Genomic DNA, 15,723 nt, shown 5'->3' on the forward strand with positions numbered 1-15,723 from the left:
CCACGGCCACGCAATCGGCCGCACGAAAAAGGGCCGGCGCGTCCGCGCCGGCCCTTTCGCATCTGGTCTCGCAGGACCGCTTACTCGGCCGCGGTCATCTCGGCCGTGAAGTGGCCGCACCAATCCTTCGAGGCGACGACCGGCCAGAGGCCCTTCGACTCGGGGGCCGGCTGGCTCACCGGCGGGTTGAAGCGGCAGAGGCCCTCGTCGCCCGCAGCGGTGGCGCCGTTGAGCTTGTGATCGTCGAAGAAGCGGCAGCTCTCGCAGGCAGCGCTGGTGGTACCGGCCATCTCGAACTCTCCTTGAGGCTGATCGTTGTCCCGCCGTCCCCGAACCATCCGAGCCGGCAGCGCGCAGTTCTTAATTAGAAGAACTCCAATGTGCCGTCAACGCGGCTACCCGCGATCGGTTGCGATCGGTCGACGGGAAAGTGCATCGTCACGCGCCCTGGCGGCGCGGGCCGCCTGTCGCCGGCGGAGGGATCCGGCGGGGTAAGGATCCAGAATCGTCGACGCCAAACTTTCGGGGAACAGAGGTCGGGCCGCCCGGTTCACCCGGTGCGGCACCCCGCGTGCCGTACGCTCTGTGCGTTTCCTCCCAAGACTCGGGCCGCCTTCGCGGGCGGCCCTTTTTCATGCCTTCAGCTTGGCAGGCGCCCCTCCTCCACGGCGTGGCAGGCGACGCCGTCGAGCAGGGCAGGCACCTCGCTGCGGCAGCGGTCGTTCGCGTGCGGGCAGCGGGGGTTGAAGGTGCAGCCTGGCGGCGGGTCGATCGGATTCGGGATCTCGCCCGAGACCGGGGTGCGGGCGCGGCCGATATGGGCGAGGTCCGGCACCGCATCGAGCAGCATGCGCGTATAGGGATGGCGGGGGCTCGCGAAGATGCCGGCCTTCGGGCCCACTTCCACGAGGCGGCCGAGATACATCACCCCGATCCGCGTCGCCATGTGCCGCACCACGGCGAGGTTGTGGCTGATGAACAGGTAGGTGAGCCCGAACCGGTCCTGCAGGTCGCGCATCAGGTTGAGGATCTGGGCCTGGACCGAGACGTCGAGCGCCGAGGTCGGCTCGTCGCCGACGAGGAACTCCGCCTGGCTCGCGAGCGCCCTCGCGATGGCGATGCGCTGGCGCTGGCCGCCGGAGAACTCGTGCGGGTACTTGCGGGCATCGTCCGGGTGCAGGCCGACGAGGCGCAGCAACTCGCCGACGCGGGCGCGGATCGCCCCCTCCCCCTGGATCAGGTTGAAGGCGCGGATCGGCTCCGCGATGATCGAGCCCACCCGCCAGCGCGGGTTCATCGAGGCGTAGGGATCCTGGAAGATCATCTGGATCCGGGCGCGCAGGCGCCGGCGGGCCGCCTCCTGGCGCGGATCGGTCATCGAGACGCCGGAGATCCGGACCTCGCCCGCGGAGGGCGGCAGCAAGCCGACGACCATCCGCGCCACGGTCGACTTGCCCGAGCCCGATTCTCCCACCAGCGCGAAGGTCTCGCCGCGCGGGATCGCGAAGCCGACCCCGTCCACCGCTTTCAGGCTCTGGCGGGGCTCGCGCTCGATCAACCGGTTGAGCCAGGGTTTCGACACGTCGAAGACGCGGCGGAGGTCCTCGACCTCGACATAGGCGCCCGCCGGGGCGGCACTCGTCCGGGCGGCTCTCATGCGGCCTCTCCGCGGGCGTCGTAGAGGTGGCAGGCTACGCGGGTCCCGCCGACAAGGATCGGCTCAGGCCGCTCGACCCGGCAGCGTCCGAACACGTTCGGGCAACGCGGATGGAAGGCGCAGCCCGGCGGGATCGCGGTGAGCCGCGGCATGGAGCCCGGGATCTGGGTCAGGCGCTCGGCGGTGTCGGAGAGCGTCGGGATCGCGCCCATCAGGCCGCGCGCGTAGGGGTGGCGCGGGGCGCGCACCACCTCGGCGACGGGGCCGATCTCGGCGATCCGGCCGGAATACATCACCGCCACCCGGTCGGCGGCCTCGGCGATCACGCCCATGTCGTGGGTCACCAGCATCACGGCGGTGCCGTGCTCGCGGCAGAGGCGCTTCAGCAGGGTGATCACCTGGGCCTGGACCGAGACGTCGAGCGCCGTCGTCGGCTCATCGGCGATGATCAGCTCCGGTTCGGCCGCGAGCGCCAGCGCGATCACCACACGCTGGCGCATGCCGCCGGAGAATTCGTGCGGGTAGCCGTCGATGCGCCGTTCGGGCGCGGGGATGCCGACCTCGGTGAGGAGGTCGATGGCGCGCGCCCGCGCGGTCTTTGCCGAGAGGTCGGTATGGGTGCGGATCGTCTCCACGATCTGCTCGCCGACCCGGTAGAGCGGGTCGAGGGAGGTGAGCGGATCCTGGAAGATCATGCCGATGCGGCGGCCCCGGATGCGACGCATCTTCTCGGGCGGCAGGTCGTCGATGCGCTCCGATCCGAGCCGGATCTCGCCGCCGGCGATGCGGCCGGGCGGGTCGATCAGCCCGATCACGGCCGAGCCGGTCACCGACTTGCCGGCCCCGGATTCGCCGACGACGCCGAGGATCTCGCCGCGGCCGATCTCCAGCGAGACCCCGTCGATGGCGGTGAGCGTGCCGCGGCGCGTCTCGAAGGCGACGCGCAGGTCGCGTACGGAAAGAACGGTCTCTGTCATTGCAGCTTGGGGTTCAGCGCGTCGCGCAGCCAGTCGCCGAGCAGGTTGATCGCCAGCACCAGCCCGGCCAGCGCGATCCCGGGGAAGGCCACCACCCACCACTCTCCTGAGAACAGGAAGCGGTTGCCGGTGCGGATGAGCGTCCCGAGCGAGGGCATGGTCTCGGGCAGGCCGGTGCCCAGGAAGGACAGGGTCGCCTCGGTGATGATGGCCAGCGCGAGGTTGATGGTCGCGATGACGAAGACCGGGCCGGTCACGTTGGGCAGGACGTGGCGGACCATGATGACCGGCGAGGAGAGACCGATGAGGCGGGCGGCCTGCACGTAGTCCTTGCTGCGCTCGACCATCACGGAGGAGCGCACGGTGCGGGCATACTGCACCCAGAACGAGAGCCCGATCGAGACCACGATGAGAAGGATCGTGGCGTTGGTGTCGAGCGCGCTCCCGAAGGAGGCCTTGGCGACGCCGTCGACCACGAGGGCGATCAGGATCGCCGGGAAGGTGAGCTGCACGTCGGCGACCCGCATGATCACGGTATCGAGCGCGCCGCCGAAATAGCCGGCCACCAGGCCGAGCCCGATGCCGAGGAAGCCCGAGACCACGACCCCGAGCATCCCGACGATCAGCGAGAGGCGCAGCCCATAAAGGACTGCCGAGAGCACGTCGCGGCCCTGGTCATCGGTGCCGAGCAGGAAGGGCGATTGCCCGTCCGGATTCCAGAGCGGCGGCAGGTTCGAGTTGAGCAGCTCGAGCTGGGCTGGATCGTAGGGGTTCTGCGGCGAGATCCAGGGCGCGGCGAAGGCGAGGCCGAACATCAGCAAGGTCACCGCGAAGGCGCCTATCGCGAGCTTCGAGCGGCGGAAGTTCAGCCAGAGATCCGAGCCGAGGAAGCGCGCCAGCCGCGACGGGGTGGCTCTCGGCGCGTCCGGCGCCTCGGCGGCATCGTCCATCCGCGCGCTCATGCCGTGCGCCCCACGCTGGTGCGCAGCCGCGGGTCGACGACGGTGTAGAGCAAGTCAACCACGAGGTTGATGGTTACGAAGATCGCCGCGACGAGCAGCAGGTAGGCGGACATGATCGGGATATCGACGTTCTGCACCGCCTGGACGAACAGGAGGCCCATGCCCGGCCACTGGAACACCGTCTCGGTGATGATCGAGAAGGCGATGACCGAGCCGAGCTGGAGCCCGGCGATGGTGATGACGGGCACGAGGGTGTTCTTCAGGGCATGGCCGAAATGGATCGCCCGGGTGGTCAGGCCCCGGGCGCGGGCGAAGCGGATGTAGTCGGTGCGCAGCACCTCCAGCATCTCGGCGCGGACGAGGCGCATGATCAGCGTCATCTGGAACAGGCCGAGGGTGATCGAGGGCAGGATCAGGGCCTTCAGCCCCGAGACGGTGAGGAAGCCCGTGGTCCAGCCCCCGATCCGTACGGTATCGCCGCGCCCGTAGGACGGCAGCCAGCCGAGGGTCACCGAGAACAGGAAGATCAGCAGGATGCCGATCAGGAAGGTCGGCAGGGAGACGCCGACGAGGGAAATCGCCTGGAACAGCTTGGCGAGGAACGTTTCCCGCCTGAGCGCGCAGTAGACGCCCATCAGGATGCCGACCGAGAGCGCAAACAGCGTGGCGCAGAAGGCCAATTCCAGCGTCGCCGGCATGCGCTCGGCCAGCAGCGTCGTCACCGGCTGCCGGAATTGGTAGGAGATGCCGAAATCGCCGCGCAGGACGTTGCCGGCGTAGCGGCCGAACTGCAGCAGCACGGGATCGTCGAGGCCGAGGCTCTTGCGAATCTCGGCCCGCTCGGAGACCGGGGTGTCGGGCCCCACGATCTGGTTCACGGGGTCGCCCGCGAACCGGAACATCGCGAAGGCGATGAGCCCGACCACCGCCAGCACCACGGCGGCCTGGGCGAGCCGCCGGATCAGGAACGCGAGCACGCGTCTCGCCTCAGGGCTGCTTCGACACCCAGTAGAGCATCAGCATGTTGTCGGGCCGCTGCACCAGCGTGACCTTCTTCGAAACGCCCCAGGCGAGCGCCTGCTGGTGGAGCGGGATGTAGCCCCAATCCGCCTGGATGGTGTCGAAGCCCTCCTTGATCAAGGCGTCGCGCGTCTTGGCATCGGTCTCCTGCTCCACCTTGTCGGCGATCTCGTCGATCTTCGGGTTGCAGTAATTGCCGAGATTCCAGCCGCCGCGGCCCGACTTGGGATCGTTCCGGCAGCCGGCGATCTCGTAGAGGATGTTGTGACTGTCCTGCGAGGAGGGCGTCCAGCCGACCAGGTAGAACGAGGTGTCGTAGCCCGGCGCCAGGACCTTGGCGAAGTACTTGGCCTTGGGCTGGGCGTTGAGGTTCACCTTCACGCCGACGCGGGCGAGCATGGAGACCACCGCCTGGCAGATCGCCTCGTCGTTGACGTAGCGGTCGTTCGGGCAATCCATGGTGAGCGTGAAGCCGTCCGGGTAGCCCGCTTCCGTCAGCAGCGCCTTGGCCTTTTTCGGGTCGTAGGCGGGGCGCTTGATCTCGCCCGAGCGGTCGTAGAGCGAGGGCGCGATCAGGATCGCCGACGGCGTCGCCTGGCCGCGCATCACGCGCTTGGCGATCGTGTCCTCGTCGATGGCGAGGTAGAAGGCCTCGCGCACGCGCTTGTCCTTGAACGGGTTCTTGCCCTTGACGCTCGAATCCTTCAACTCGTCGCGGCTCTGATCCATCCCGAGGAAGATCGTGCGCAGCTCGGGGCCGGCCATGACGACGGCGTTGCCGCTCGATTCCACGCGCGGCTGGTCCTGCAGGGGCACCGGATCGATCCAGTCGACCTCGCCGGAGAGGAGCGCGGCCACCCGCGTCGCCGAGTTGCCGATGGTGGTGAAGACCGCCTCGTCGATGTTCGACTCGACCTTGTCCCAGTAGCCGGGGAATTTCTTGAACACCGTGCGCACGCCGGGTTGGTGCTCGGCGATGACGAAGGGACCGGTGCCGTTCTCGTGGAGCGCGGCATAGCTCGGCGAGGTCGCGGTCGGCGGCGAGGGCTGGACGGCGTTGTTCTTCTCCGCCCAAGCCTTCGACATGATATACCAGGTCGAGAACTGAGCAATCGCGATCGGATTCGGGGTCTTGAGCTTCATGTCGACGGTGTAGTCGTCGACCTTCACGAACTCGGCGTCGCTGGGCACGTTGGTCTGAAAGTTCGAGCCCGGCGCCCGCACGCGATTGGCCGAGAAGATCACGTCGTCGGCGGTGAAGGGTGAGCCGTCGTGGAACTTGACGCCCTTGCGCAGATGGAAGCGCCAGCGGGTGGGCTCGGGCGTCTCCCAGGATTCCGCGAGCTGGGGCGCGTATTTCAGGTTCTTGTCGCGGGTGATCAGCGACTCGTAGACGGCGCCGTGCATCCCGATCGTGAAGCTTTCCTTCAGCGAGTAGGGATCGAGGGACTTGATGTCGCCCTGAAAGGCGAAGCGGAAGACATTCTGTGCCTCGGCCGGAGCGGCGCCGAGGCCGACCATCAGGCCGAGGGCGAGCAGGGCATTCTTCAGGGAACTCGTCACAGCGTCACACCGCCTCTGCATCGTGCTGGCGCCCCCGATCGGGGCCGGCGCCCGGATGCGGGAGTTGTGCCAGCAGGCGGAGCGTTCATGCAACAGGCCGCCCCGCGGTTCGTCCGCCTCCTCCCCTGTCCTCCGCGTGGACGGAATTCGCTCTTTTGGTTACCCGGCCGCAAGGGCGGGTTACGCCGCATTAAGCCTGGCCCAGTAATCGTCGACCGATCGAGCAATTTCACCGCGGGAATTTTTGGCCATGAAGGCCGGTTTGACTGTCCTGATCGCTGATTCCGACGAGGAAGCACGGCTCGATCTGGTCGAAGCGATCGCCGCGAGCAACCTGAACGTGCAGATCGTCGAGGCCTGCAATGGGCGGGAACTCGCTGCAGCCCTTGAGAAAGAGGCCGTCGATCTCGTCTTCGTCGATGTGACCCTGCCTGGGACAGACGTTACCTCCCTCGCTGCCTGGCGCGAGCGGCGCGGGCGCGGCGCCATGATTGTCCTGCTGTCCGACGTGCTCGCTCCGCGCTGGCCCGCGGTCGCGCGTCTGGTGGGTGCCTACGACGTTCTCCTGAAGCCGCTGAACGAGCGCCATGTCGCTCGCGTTCTCGCAGCGAGCAACGTGATCCGCCGGGAACTACGCCTCCTCGTCGTCGAGCCCCGCGCGGCGGTCCGGACGCTGATCCGGAGGCTCCTGCGCGACAGCCACTTCACGTTCGAGATCGTCGATGCCGAGCGCGGCAGCGTGGCTCTACGCGCCGCCCGGCTCGGCAGCTTCGACGTGGCCCTGATCGAGGCCGATCTGCCCGATATGCCGGCGCTCGAGGTCGCCTGCCAGGTCAGCGATCGCCACAGGCAGGCGAAGATCCTGCTCATGGGCCTTTCGGCCGCTGCCGTGCCGGCCCGACAGCTCGATACGTTCGGCGCCTGCGGCTACCTGCGAAAGCCCTTCACCTTTGCCGACATCGACCGGACGATTCACGACGCCTTCGGGTTGTGGCATCCCTATCTCGTCAAGGCGCTGCAGGCCGAGGCGGCCGGCACACAGGCCCTCGGCGCATGAGGCCGATGCGTCTCGCCGAGCGAGAGCCGCACATCGACTCGCTGGTCAGCGACATCCAGGCCGCGATCGAGAGCGGTGACCGGACCCGACAGTCGCAGCTCGTGCGCCGCTCGGCCGACCTGCTGACCAAACGCTGGTCGCGGCTGCCTGCCGCGGACAAGCCTGACTACGACCTCCTCCTCACCGGGCTCTTATCCCAAGCGGACGAGCCGGCCCGCCGCGCCTTCGCGATCAGGGTCTCCGAGCTGCGGCGGGCGCCGCCGCGGACCGCGGGTCTTCTGGCGCAGGATGGCTCGATCGACGTCGCAGGGCCGGTGCTCACGCAGAGCCGCAGCTTCGACGACGGCTGGTTCCAGACCGTCGCCACCGCCTGCGGCGACCTGCACCGGGCGGCGATCGCCCGGCGCACCGGTCTCGGCGCTCCGCTCTGCGACGTCCTCATCCGACTCGGGGATGCCGGCGTCGCCGCTGCGCTGCTCGCCAATCCGTCCGCGATGGTGGCGCCAGGAAACCTGCCGCTTCTGATGCGCCACGCCGCCGTGTCGGAAGAGGTCGCGGTGCGTCTGGGCGCGCGCAGCGATCTGCCCGGTTCGTACCGTGCGGACCTTGCCAAGCTCGCGCTCAGGCGGGCCGAGACGGCGCTCGCGGGCGATACCGATCTTGAGCCCGACGTCGCGGGTGCCCTGCCCGCTCGGATCGCCGCCCTTCTCGCCATGCCCGTTCAGGACGCTCGGCGCGCCCGGTTCGATGCGTCGATGGCGGATGCGGCAGATCTTCTCGCAGCCGCCGCCGCGCCCGCGCGCCTGGAGCGGTGGCTCGAGCTGCGGCGCATCGAGGATGTGCTCGCCGCCCTCGCCCAGGGGGCAGAACTGGAGATCGCCCCGCTCGTCGCCGCCTACGATGCCGAGGACGTCGCCGCACTCTCCGTCATCCTGCGCGGCCTTGACTATCCCTGGTCGACCCTCAAGGCCTTGCTGAACGCCCGCTTCCGCGATGCGATCCCCCTCGACATCCTCGTGGCCGCACATCGCCTGATGACGGATCTTGGGCCCGGTTCGGCGCGCAGGCTCGTCCGCTACGGGATGGCGCTGCAGGGCCGGACCGCCTACCTCGCATCGCTTCCCGAATGAGCCTCCGCGTTGCCGTGACGGAAGTCGGAGCCGGCCGTGTTCCCCTGTTGTGGCACGCGAAGGCGAGGGGGCTGGTTTTCCAGCCCCCTCCTTCGACTGTTTAACGGTCCGTTAAGCATCCCCTGCGTGCATGTCGTCCCGAACGAAGCCGCCACGTGTTCGAGCGGCTCGATTCGACGCCGGGAAGGCGGAAGGCGGTCATGCCGGAAGAAACTGACGGAACGGATCCGGTCTGGGATCGGTCGGTCTACGGCGAAGTTGTCGATTTGCTCGGGCCCGTACGGACCGGTGAGGCTCTCGGCCTGTTCGAAGCCCATCTCCGGGCCGGTCTCGCTCTGGTCCGGACGGTTCCGGCGGATGGCGAACGGCTGGCCCGGGAGGCGCATGGGCTCGTCGCCATGGCCGGCATGCTCGGCTTTACCGATCTTTCCGGCGCGAGCCGCCGGCTGATGGAGCACGACCGGTCGGAGGCACCCGACCGCGAGGTCCGCGACCTTGAGGTGGCCGCCGCGCGTGCCCTCGCGTCCCTCCATCAGATCCCGCACACCGGTCCGGCCTGAGACCGGTCTGCAGCCGAGGGCGCCCGGAACGGCGCCACTGCGATCATTCCCAATCGAAATACGAATCGAGCCCGGGCATCAGGTAAACCAGGGTCATCGCGGCGCCCACGGCGCCGGCGATCATCACCGCTGCTTCCATGGTGAAATCCTCTGACGGGTCGACGGTCCAACCCGGTGGATGCGGCAAGGTTGCAGGGCGGCGGATCCGCGCGGCCTCACCAGTGCAGAAAGCGGTCTGCGGCGGGGCGAGCAGCCAGGGTGATCAGAATGGCGCCCAATGCACCGGACAGCATGACGATGAGGGCCAGAGACATGGCGCGGACCTCCTGCCTCGGACGATCAGGCCGTGGCAGGAGGTCAATCGATCGAGGCCTGACCCGGTGCCATGCGGCAGATTGCCTTCGCGGGTGCGAGGCGGTCGCGAAGACCAAGCCGAGATCGCGGCCGGCATGACCGGCTCCCAGCCCCAAACGGTAGCTCGGCGCGCAGACGCCTGCGGTCCCTGCCCGCATCCCCCCGAGTGGTCGAGCGATCCTCAGAGCGCGCGGAGGGCGCGCGAGACCTAGGACCCTGCCGCCTCGCACCCTGCCGGCGCTGTCACCACATCTGGGCTTCAGAGCCGCAGGGTGACGAGCATGCCGCGCTACTTTTTCCACACCGAGATCGGACAGGACCGGGTGACCGATCCAGAAGGCATCGAGCTGCCCGATGCCGACGCAGCCTGGGAAAAGGCGCGCGCTACCGCTCGATCCGTCATGGCCCGCGACCGGGCGAGTCAGGCGCGGCTGATGAGCGCGTGCCTCATCGTGACCGACGAGGCGGGTGAGATCGTGCTTGAGTTCCCCTTCTCCGAGGCCGTGACGCTGCCGCCTCGGAAGGACACGACCTTGCATTGACGCGATCACGGGCGCGAAAAAAGCCGCTCCTCGGCATCGAAACCACTTTTTTGTAGATGATCTGTCAAGAAGTCCTCGACATTCTGTCCGTTGCGTTCCATGTCGTTTGCAGCGCGCACGCGCGTCTTTCCAATCGAGAGATCTGACCCGACGATGTCACGCAATCGCGTGCGGCGGTCGTTCACCGTCGAGACCAAGGCCCGCGGGCGCCAAGCACCCGCCTTTCTTCCCGTTCGCGCCGCGCTTCTTGAGAACAAGTCCGAGCGGTCGGCGGCTCGCTTGTTCGAGGCGGCCCCGGCCTCCGGGGCCGAGCGGCCGGAGCCGCGGCGGATCTTGCCGAGCTTGGTTCCGCCGCCGGTCGCCGAGCCGGAGCCCGTGGCTGTCGAGTCGGCCGAGGCACCCTTGCCGCGGGTTCGGCGCGTCGCGGTGCGCCAAGCCGCGCCAAAGGCCGAGGCCGCACCCAAGGCGCCATCCCGCTCCGCCAAGGTGAAGCCGGCTGCCGTGATCGAGGTTCCGCCGGCGACGCCCGTCGCCAGCGTCCAGCCCGCTCTGCCGTCTCAGCCCGAGACGGCAGAGCGGGCATCGCGCCGCTCGCGACGAGAGGGCGAAGATCTCCGCCTCGGCGAGCGCTGGAAGCGGCGCCTGCCGCGCGTCTGCTGGTAGCTCAGGGCACCGCGACACGCTCGATGTCGAGGGAGAGATGCGCGCGCAGGATGACCTGCCGTGTGTCGTCTCGGACCACGGCCAGGAAATCCTGCCGATCCGGGGCGGGCGTGAGGCCCTGCGCGATCTTGGTCATGATCCGCACGAGCCGCTCGCGCGCCTCCGCCTCGTTGGTCAGATCGAAGCCGACTGTGTCGCGCACAAAGGTCGCGCCGTCGTGCAGGTCGATGAAATAGCGCGGCATCCGTCCGAATCACGTGATCGTGGGAAATTATCCCACGTTATATGGGTGCTCGCCGACGGTACAGAAGGTCTGACGCTTGGTCTGCGCAGATTCGTCGCGCCAGTTCGTCGATCAGGCCTCGCCATCGCGCGCCTGAAGAAGACGGACGAGGTTGATGGCCGCGCGCCGGGTATCCGCGTCCTCGATTGCATGGAACAGGCGCAGCAGCTCGCGAAGCTCGTCGGTCGGTGGTGATACGGGCTGCGGAGCCGGGTTGTCCGGATCCCCGAGAAAGTACGACAGTTCGAGCCTCAGGATTGCGGCGATCCGTCCCAGAAGATCGGCTGTCCGCGGGAGGGTCTGCCCGAGATCGAGGTCGAAGTCCGGGCCGTCTTCCACCTGTAAAACTCCTCCGAACGCCACGCGGGGCGGCTTACGCCGTTGCAGGCCAAGCCGGCCCAATCTAGAGTCGTGCGCAATGAGAATAGTGTGAAACGCGGGGCGTGTCCTCTCCGTATTCGGCGCCTGCATGCTGCCTCGACTCGTCGACCTGACCTACGACCTGTTCCGCTCCTTCGATCGGGCGCCCACCGCCGAAGCGCTGAACGCCTGCCTGTTGCAGGCCGTGGCGCGCCTCGGTGTCGAGAGCACCTTTGCGGGTGTGATCCCGATGCCTGGCACGCCCCGCGTCCGCCAGGCCGCCCACGTGCTGATCGACTCGACGCCGCGGGGCTGGACCGAGCACTACTTCAAGGCGGGTCATCTGGAGCGTGACCCGACGATCCGCCGTCTCACCACGGACCCGACGCCGTTCCTGTGGTCCGAGATCGAGCCGCTCTACCGCCGCGACCCGGCGGCGACGCGCGTGATGAATGAGGCGAGCAGCTTCCGCCTGCGCCAGGGGTTCACGGTGCCGCTCGTCACCCTCGACGGACGGGTGGCCGGGTTCAGCTTCGGGGCCGAACGCCTCGACCTCTCGCCCGAACTGCGCGGCATGCTTCAGCTCGTGGCCGCCTACGCCTTCGGCCGCTCCGTGTTGCTGAGCGAGGGACCGGTGCGCAGTCCGGTCGAGCTGACGCCGCGGGAACGCGAGGCCCTGCAATGGGCCGCGGCCGGCAAGTCCGAGTGGGAGATCGGCGAGATGATGGCGATCTCAGAGCACGGGGCGGAGAAGCATCTGCGCTCCGTCCATCGCAAGCTCGGAGCTGCCAGCCGTGCCCATGCGGTCGCCGAGGCCATGCGGCGCGGCCTGATAACCTGAGGTTTCGAAAGCGCGTTCGATTGGCCTGAGGCGCGGCGCGCAAGCGGTAAAATCCGTTTTGCGGCAGGCATTCAATCTCACGCATGGTACGCGATCGCGGACTGTGCCCTATCCGTGAGGTTGCCGATACTGGCGATCATCCATCAGATGGAGATCGCTGTGATCCATATCGTCACCCCGGAGAATGCTGCGCAGTATTCAGAAGCCATGGAACAGGCCTATCGTTTGCGCCATCAGGTCTTCGTCGAGGAAAAGCGCTGGACGGATCTCGCCCGGCCGGATGGTCGTGAGATCGATACCTTCGATGACGACCACGCCCTGCACATGCTGGCCCTGCACGAGGGCCGGGTGGTCGGCTACCAGCGCATGCTGCCCACCACCCGGCCCTACCTGCTGACCGCGGTGCTGCCGGATCTCTGCGAGGTCGAGCCACCCTGCAGTCCCCGTGTCTGGGAATGGACCCGCTACGCCGTCGACCGGAACCACCGCGACCGCGGGCGCATCCTCAGCCCGGTGGGGAGCGCCCTGCTGACGGGGATCGTGGAATGGGGACTCGAATCGGGGGTGGAAGCCATCGTCATCGAGATGAACCCGCTCTGGCTGCTGCGCCTCGTGCAGCTGCATTTCCGCGTGACGCCGCTCGGCCTGCCGCAGCCGATCTCCGGCGAGGACACGGTCGCCGTGAGTGCCGCCTTCGATCACCGCACCCTCAAGCGCCTGCGTGAGACCCGGGGCGACGCGGCCAGCGTGCTGACCGCCCGTCCCGCCGCCCGCCGCCGCCTCGCGAGCTGAGGGGGAGCGCCATGGGTACGCCACGTCCCTGGTCGGGCACGCTGCTCTCCGTCACGGATGCGGAGGAGGCCGAGCGCGGGCTGCAGCGCCTCGCCGAGATCTGCATCGAGGCGCACAGGATCGTCGCGCGCGAGGGATCGCCGGAGATGCGCGCGTTGCTGGAGGATCTCCTGCGCCGCGTCGCCGACCAGCTCGCGGAGCGCGGCGGGCACGCGGACTGACGAGCGCCGAAAAAACAGAGAGCGTCGTCAAGGCTTTAGGGCGGTACCCCCGCGACGGGGTGCCGCCCTTAAACCGTCTGGTAACGGTGAACGCGCGAGGGTGAGTTCCGACAGGACAGCCGGAACCCGAGCCGATGATGACCAAGGACCAGCTCGCCGCCGAGCTGAAGCGCATCGCCACGTCGCAGATCAGCGACATCACCCGGGCGGTGAAGGAAGGGCAGAAGTCCATCGCCCTCAACGAGGTGCGCGACATGGGCCGCCGCCTGACCCTGCTCGCCGATGCCTTCCACCCCCGCGCGCCCGAGGCCAGCCCCGAACCCGCCGAGGCCGACCTGTCCGCGCCGCGCGCCGCCTGAGAGCGCGCATCCAGTGAACGCAGCGGCGCACCGGCGCCGCGCATCCTCTCCGCAGGGCGGGAGCGGTCGTCCGTCCCGCCGGCATGAACAGGGAGTGCCTGATCATGATCCGCGTCTTCTTCAACATCCGCCTCGACGAGACCTACCTCCCCGAGCGCACGGGCCAGTGGGTCGAGGACGAGGCCGAGGCCCGCGACCTCGCGCGCGTCGTCGTCCGCCGGCTCGTGGCCGCGCATGGCAGCGAGCAGCGCCTGCTCAACGCCGAGCTGGCGGTGACCGTGGAGGGCGGGGCGCCGCTCTTCGACCTCTCCTTCTTCGAGGCGCTCTACGTGCCCGTCGCTCCGCCGGACGCCGAGGCGCAGCCGCTGCGCCGGGCCGAGGCGGTCCGGCCGCGGGCCCGCCTCGCGCGCCTGCGCGCCGCCCTGGCGCCGCTCCGGGCCGAGATCCTCGCGCAATCCGCCGACCTCCTCGTGGGCGTGGCCCGGCTCGTCGCCCTGCTGCGGCGCCGCGAGCCCAACGCCCGCTTCCGCCTCGGCTTCGAGCCGAACGCCTGATCCGGGTTTCCAAAGGGATCATCCCTTTGGCGGGGTGCCGGGGCGGAGCCCTGGCGCCTTCCGGCTCAAGGCCCTGATTCAGCCGAACAGATCCACCGTGGTGAAGCCGCGCGCCGCCAGGCGCTCGGCGAGCACGCGCCGATGGCAGCGCTCCGGATCGCGCTCGAAGCAGAGCAGGCAGGTCGGTGCGGCCTCCGCCAGGGCGGCGAGTTCGTCGAGGGCGAGGCCCCCGTCGGCGGTGTCGAGCACCGCCTCGCAGTAGATCCGGCGCATCAGCGCGGCGTCGTGGCCGCGCGCCGCCTCGCGCCCGGCCTTGGGTGTTCCGAGCGCGCGCAGATGCGCGTAGGCGAGACCCGCCTCCTCGATCCCGGCCTTCAGCGCCCCCTTCGAGAAACCCCGCTTGCGCGAGTTCGCCACCGCCCGGACGTCGGCGAGCAGCCCCACGCCCGCATCCTTGAGCGCGTCGGTGAGCTGCCGCGATTCCAGCCCTTCGTAGCCTATGGTGAACAAGGTCTTGCGCACGGTTCCTGTCCGAAGATGCGTTGCGAGGACGTGACTTAGCCGGGCCGGCAACGACGCGCGGAGGCTCCGCGCAGGGCGTATGTGCCCGTGCGGCAACGGGTTCCGGAATTCCGCCGCAATGGTCGCAAAGGTCCGTTAACTGCGCAGCGGGCATCGAATACCCCTCTGTGTGGCGCATTTCGCAGGTGGCGGGCAACGATGTCGCTGAGGAACGAGCTGTCCCTGACGCCGTCTGACCGTCCCGCCGGCCGCCTGCGCGGCCTCGCGAAGCGGATCCTGGCCGGCGCCCTCGTCGCCTCGCTCGCGGCCTGCGCCGGCGGCAACGACTTCTACCCGACCAAGGGCGACGTGAAGCCCCATCCCGGCGTGGCGCGCGCCAAGCAGCACCCGATCCAGGGCATCGACATCTCCAAGTGGCAGGGCCCGATCGACTGGGCCTCGGTCAAGGGCGCCGGCACGCAGTTCGCCTTCATCAAGGCGACCGAGGGCGGCGACCACGTGGACGAGCGCTTCCGCGAGAACTGGGACGGCGCGGGCCGGGCGGGCGTGCCGCGGGGCGCCTACCATTTCGTGTTCTGGTGCCGCTCCGCCAAGGAGCAGATGGACTGGTTCAAGCGCAACGTCCCGAACGACCCCACCGCCCTGCCCCCGGTGCTCGACGTGGAGTGGAACGGCCACTCGCAGACCTGTCCGAAGAAGCTGCCCAAGGCGCAGGCGCTGGCCATGACCCAGTACATGCTGGAGGAGATGGAGCGGTACACGGGCAAGCGGCCGATCATCTACACCGACATCACCTTCCACAAGGACGTGCTCGAGGGCGAACTGCCGGACTATCCGCACTGGCTGCGCTCCACCGCGGCCGAGCCCGAGCAGCGCTTCGCCAATCGCAAGTGGATGCTCTGGCAGTTCACCTCCACGGGCCGCGTGCCCGGCGTGCGCGGCGACGTGGACCGCAACGCCTTCTACGGCACGCCCTCCGAATGGGCCTCCTTCCTCTCGACGGATTGCGATCCGCGCGACCACGGCCACCTCACCCGGCAGGGGCTTTGCACCGGCAAGTGAGCCGGCAGTGAGCCGGCGGCCGGTCCGCGCAGACCCGGTTCCGGGCTCCGCCCGGTCCCGCGAGAGGGGTGACCCCTCTCGACACCCGGGACCCCACGCGCCTTCGGCTCCGCGCGTCGCCTGACGCCGGAGGCATGGCTGGAGCGGGAGACGCGGGACGCCGCGGAACCCAAACTCATGTGCGTACGGATACCGAGTTCCCCGGCGTCCCGCGGACGAGGGGGCCGCGTGTGGCCGGCCTCGT

The 15,723-nt window shown here is 68.9% G+C and carries 20 protein-coding genes; 10 read left to right on the forward strand and 10 right to left on the reverse strand.

The genetic code is table 11. From position 1 onward, the window contains the following. Window positions 1-80: 80 nt before the first annotated feature. The 6 genes from MET9862_RS12685 to MET9862_RS12710 form a co-directional block, all read right to left on the reverse strand. Complete coding sequence (locus tag MET9862_RS12685; protein WP_142583320.1) at window positions 81-290, reverse strand: hypothetical protein; 210 nt, start codon at window positions 288-290, stop codon at window positions 81-83. A 350-nt stretch (window positions 291-640) separates the two neighbouring features. Next, on the reverse strand, window positions 641-1,657 hold the full coding sequence (locus MET9862_RS12690; protein WP_142583321.1) for an ABC transporter ATP-binding protein: 1,017 nt from the start codon (window positions 1,655-1,657) through the stop codon (window positions 641-643). Beyond that, window positions 1,654-2,634, reverse strand: coding sequence for an ABC transporter ATP-binding protein (locus MET9862_RS12695; RefSeq protein ID WP_142583322.1), 981 nt, complete (start codon window positions 2,632-2,634; stop codon window positions 1,654-1,656). Before MET9862_RS12695 ends, MET9862_RS12690 begins: the two co-directional genes overlap by 4 nt. Next, a complete protein-coding gene (locus tag MET9862_RS12700; RefSeq protein WP_244612695.1) occupies window positions 2,631-3,584 on the reverse strand; it encodes an ABC transporter permease in 954 nt (317 codons plus the stop codon). The genes MET9862_RS12695 and MET9862_RS12700 overlap by 4 nt, the downstream gene beginning before the upstream one ends. 8 nt (window positions 3,585-3,592) lie before the next feature. Then, window positions 3,593-4,573, reverse strand: a complete 981-nt coding sequence (locus MET9862_RS12705) for an ABC transporter permease (RefSeq protein ID WP_142583324.1) — start codon at window positions 4,571-4,573, stop codon at window positions 3,593-3,595. A gap of 10 nt (window positions 4,574-4,583) precedes the next feature. Beyond that, on the reverse strand, window positions 4,584-6,137 hold the full coding sequence (locus MET9862_RS12710; RefSeq protein WP_142583338.1) for an ABC transporter substrate-binding protein: 1,554 nt from the start codon (window positions 6,135-6,137) through the stop codon (window positions 4,584-4,586). Between the two features lie 292 nt (window positions 6,138-6,429). Here MET9862_RS12710 and MET9862_RS12715 point away from each other — a divergent pair, with 292 nt between their 5' ends. From MET9862_RS12715 to MET9862_RS12730, 4 genes are all read left to right on the forward strand, one after another. Then, window positions 6,430-7,236: a response regulator gene (locus MET9862_RS12715; protein ID WP_142583325.1), complete on the forward strand. Its 807-nt coding sequence runs from the start codon at window positions 6,430-6,432 to the stop codon at window positions 7,234-7,236. Next, the gene (locus MET9862_RS12720; RefSeq protein WP_142583326.1) at window positions 7,233-8,366 is read left to right on the forward strand and encodes a DUF2336 domain-containing protein; all 1,134 of its coding nucleotides are present in this window, start codon (window positions 7,233-7,235) and stop codon (window positions 8,364-8,366) included. The genes MET9862_RS12715 and MET9862_RS12720 overlap by 4 nt, the downstream gene beginning before the upstream one ends. A gap of 200 nt (window positions 8,367-8,566) precedes the next feature. After that, window positions 8,567-8,926 carry a hypothetical protein gene (locus tag MET9862_RS12725; protein ID WP_142583327.1) on the forward strand — a complete coding sequence of 120 codons (360 nt, stop codon included), beginning with the start codon at window positions 8,567-8,569 and terminating at the stop codon, window positions 8,924-8,926. A gap of 635 nt (window positions 8,927-9,561) precedes the next feature. Then, window positions 9,562-9,822 carry a DUF6894 family protein gene (locus MET9862_RS12730; RefSeq protein WP_142583328.1) on the forward strand — a complete coding sequence of 87 codons (261 nt, stop codon included), beginning with the start codon at window positions 9,562-9,564 and terminating at the stop codon, window positions 9,820-9,822. Between the two features lie 5 nt (window positions 9,823-9,827). On the opposite strand, the gene MET9862_RS29340 is transcribed toward MET9862_RS12730, so the two are convergent. From MET9862_RS29340 to MET9862_RS12745, 3 genes are all read right to left on the reverse strand, one after another. Then, window positions 9,828-10,286 carry a hypothetical protein gene (locus tag MET9862_RS29340; protein WP_185156851.1) on the reverse strand — a complete coding sequence of 153 codons (459 nt, stop codon included), beginning with the start codon at window positions 10,284-10,286 and terminating at the stop codon, window positions 9,828-9,830. 200 nt (window positions 10,287-10,486) lie between these two features. Then, window positions 10,487-10,729 carry a DUF6894 family protein gene (locus MET9862_RS12740; RefSeq protein ID WP_142583330.1) on the reverse strand — a complete coding sequence of 81 codons (243 nt, stop codon included), beginning with the start codon at window positions 10,727-10,729 and terminating at the stop codon, window positions 10,487-10,489. A 111-nt stretch (window positions 10,730-10,840) separates the two neighbouring features. Further along, entirely contained in the window at window positions 10,841-11,107 is a 267-nt protein-coding gene (locus MET9862_RS12745; RefSeq protein ID WP_142583331.1) for a hypothetical protein, read from the reverse strand. A gap of 130 nt (window positions 11,108-11,237) precedes the next feature. On the opposite strand from MET9862_RS12745, the gene MET9862_RS12750 reads away from it, so the two are divergent. From MET9862_RS12750 to MET9862_RS12770, 5 genes are all read left to right on the forward strand, one after another. Continuing rightward, window positions 11,238-11,969 (forward strand): autoinducer binding domain-containing protein, encoded by a 732-nt coding sequence (locus MET9862_RS12750; protein ID WP_142583332.1) that lies wholly within the window; start codon window positions 11,238-11,240, stop codon window positions 11,967-11,969. A gap of 147 nt (window positions 11,970-12,116) precedes the next feature. Continuing rightward, window positions 12,117-12,761, forward strand: coding sequence for an acyl-homoserine-lactone synthase (locus MET9862_RS12755; protein ID WP_438616612.1), 645 nt, complete (start codon window positions 12,117-12,119; stop codon window positions 12,759-12,761). 11 nt (window positions 12,762-12,772) lie between these two features. Next, a complete protein-coding gene (locus MET9862_RS12760; protein ID WP_142583333.1) occupies window positions 12,773-12,982 on the forward strand; it encodes a hypothetical protein in 210 nt (69 codons plus the stop codon). 134 nt (window positions 12,983-13,116) lie between these two features. Continuing rightward, complete coding sequence (locus MET9862_RS12765) at window positions 13,117-13,341, forward strand: hypothetical protein (RefSeq protein WP_244612696.1); 225 nt, start codon at window positions 13,117-13,119, stop codon at window positions 13,339-13,341. A 104-nt stretch (window positions 13,342-13,445) separates the two neighbouring features. After that, a complete protein-coding gene (locus MET9862_RS12770) occupies window positions 13,446-13,895 on the forward strand; it encodes a DUF6894 family protein (protein ID WP_142583334.1) in 450 nt (149 codons plus the stop codon). Window positions 13,896-13,973: 78 nt separating this feature from the next. On the opposite strand, the gene MET9862_RS12775 is transcribed toward MET9862_RS12770, so the two are convergent. Continuing rightward, on the reverse strand, window positions 13,974-14,417 hold the full coding sequence (locus MET9862_RS12775; protein WP_142583335.1) for a DUF488 domain-containing protein: 444 nt from the start codon (window positions 14,415-14,417) through the stop codon (window positions 13,974-13,976). Between the two features lie 198 nt (window positions 14,418-14,615). On the opposite strand from MET9862_RS12775, the gene MET9862_RS12780 reads away from it, so the two are divergent. After that, the gene (locus tag MET9862_RS12780) at window positions 14,616-15,479 is read left to right on the forward strand and encodes a glycoside hydrolase family 25 protein (RefSeq protein WP_142583336.1); all 864 of its coding nucleotides are present in this window, start codon (window positions 14,616-14,618) and stop codon (window positions 15,477-15,479) included. Window positions 15,480-15,723 lie beyond the last annotated feature (244 nt).

It is taken from the genome of Methylobacterium symbioticum (assembly GCF_902141845.1).
GTDB classification, from domain to species: Bacteria; Pseudomonadota; Alphaproteobacteria; order Rhizobiales; family Beijerinckiaceae; genus Methylobacterium; species Methylobacterium symbioticum.

Bases quoted from the DNA above. Each gene is read 5' to 3' on its own strand.
- MET9862_RS12685 (WP_142583320.1), bottom strand. From the start codon at position 290: ATGGCCGGTACCACCAGCGCTGCCTGCGAGAGCTGCCGCTTCTTCGAC.
- MET9862_RS12690 (WP_142583321.1), bottom strand. From the start codon at position 1,657: ATGAGAGCCGCCCGGACGAGTGCCGCCCCGGCGGGCGCCTATGTCGAG.
- MET9862_RS12695 (WP_142583322.1), bottom strand. From the start codon at position 2,634: ATGACAGAGACCGTTCTTTCCGTACGCGACCTGCGCGTCGCCTTCGAG.
- MET9862_RS12700 (WP_244612695.1), bottom strand. From the start codon at position 3,584: ATGGACGATGCCGCCGAGGCGCCGGACGCGCCGAGAGCCACCCCGTCG.
- MET9862_RS12710 (WP_142583338.1), bottom strand. From the start codon at position 6,137: ATGGTCGGCCTCGGCGCCGCTCCGGCCGAGGCACAGAATGTCTTCCGC.
- MET9862_RS12715 (WP_142583325.1), top strand. From the start codon at position 6,430: ATGAAGGCCGGTTTGACTGTCCTGATCGCTGATTCCGACGAGGAAGCA.
- MET9862_RS12720 (WP_142583326.1), top strand. From the start codon at position 7,233: ATGAGGCCGATGCGTCTCGCCGAGCGAGAGCCGCACATCGACTCGCTG.
- MET9862_RS12725 (WP_142583327.1), top strand. From the start codon at position 8,567: ATGCCGGAAGAAACTGACGGAACGGATCCGGTCTGGGATCGGTCGGTC.
- MET9862_RS12730 (WP_142583328.1), top strand. From the start codon at position 9,562: ATGCCGCGCTACTTTTTCCACACCGAGATCGGACAGGACCGGGTGACC.
- MET9862_RS12740 (WP_142583330.1), bottom strand. From the start codon at position 10,729: ATGCCGCGCTATTTCATCGACCTGCACGACGGCGCGACCTTTGTGCGC.
- MET9862_RS12750 (WP_142583332.1), top strand. From the start codon at position 11,238: ATGCTGCCTCGACTCGTCGACCTGACCTACGACCTGTTCCGCTCCTTC.
- MET9862_RS12755 (WP_438616612.1), top strand. From the start codon at position 12,117: ATGGAGATCGCTGTGATCCATATCGTCACCCCGGAGAATGCTGCGCAG.
- MET9862_RS12760 (WP_142583333.1), top strand. From the start codon at position 12,773: ATGGGTACGCCACGTCCCTGGTCGGGCACGCTGCTCTCCGTCACGGAT.
- MET9862_RS12765 (WP_244612696.1), top strand. From the start codon at position 13,117: ATGATGACCAAGGACCAGCTCGCCGCCGAGCTGAAGCGCATCGCCACG.
- MET9862_RS12770 (WP_142583334.1), top strand. From the start codon at position 13,446: ATGATCCGCGTCTTCTTCAACATCCGCCTCGACGAGACCTACCTCCCC.
- MET9862_RS12780 (WP_142583336.1), top strand. From the start codon at position 14,616: ATGTCGCTGAGGAACGAGCTGTCCCTGACGCCGTCTGACCGTCCCGCC.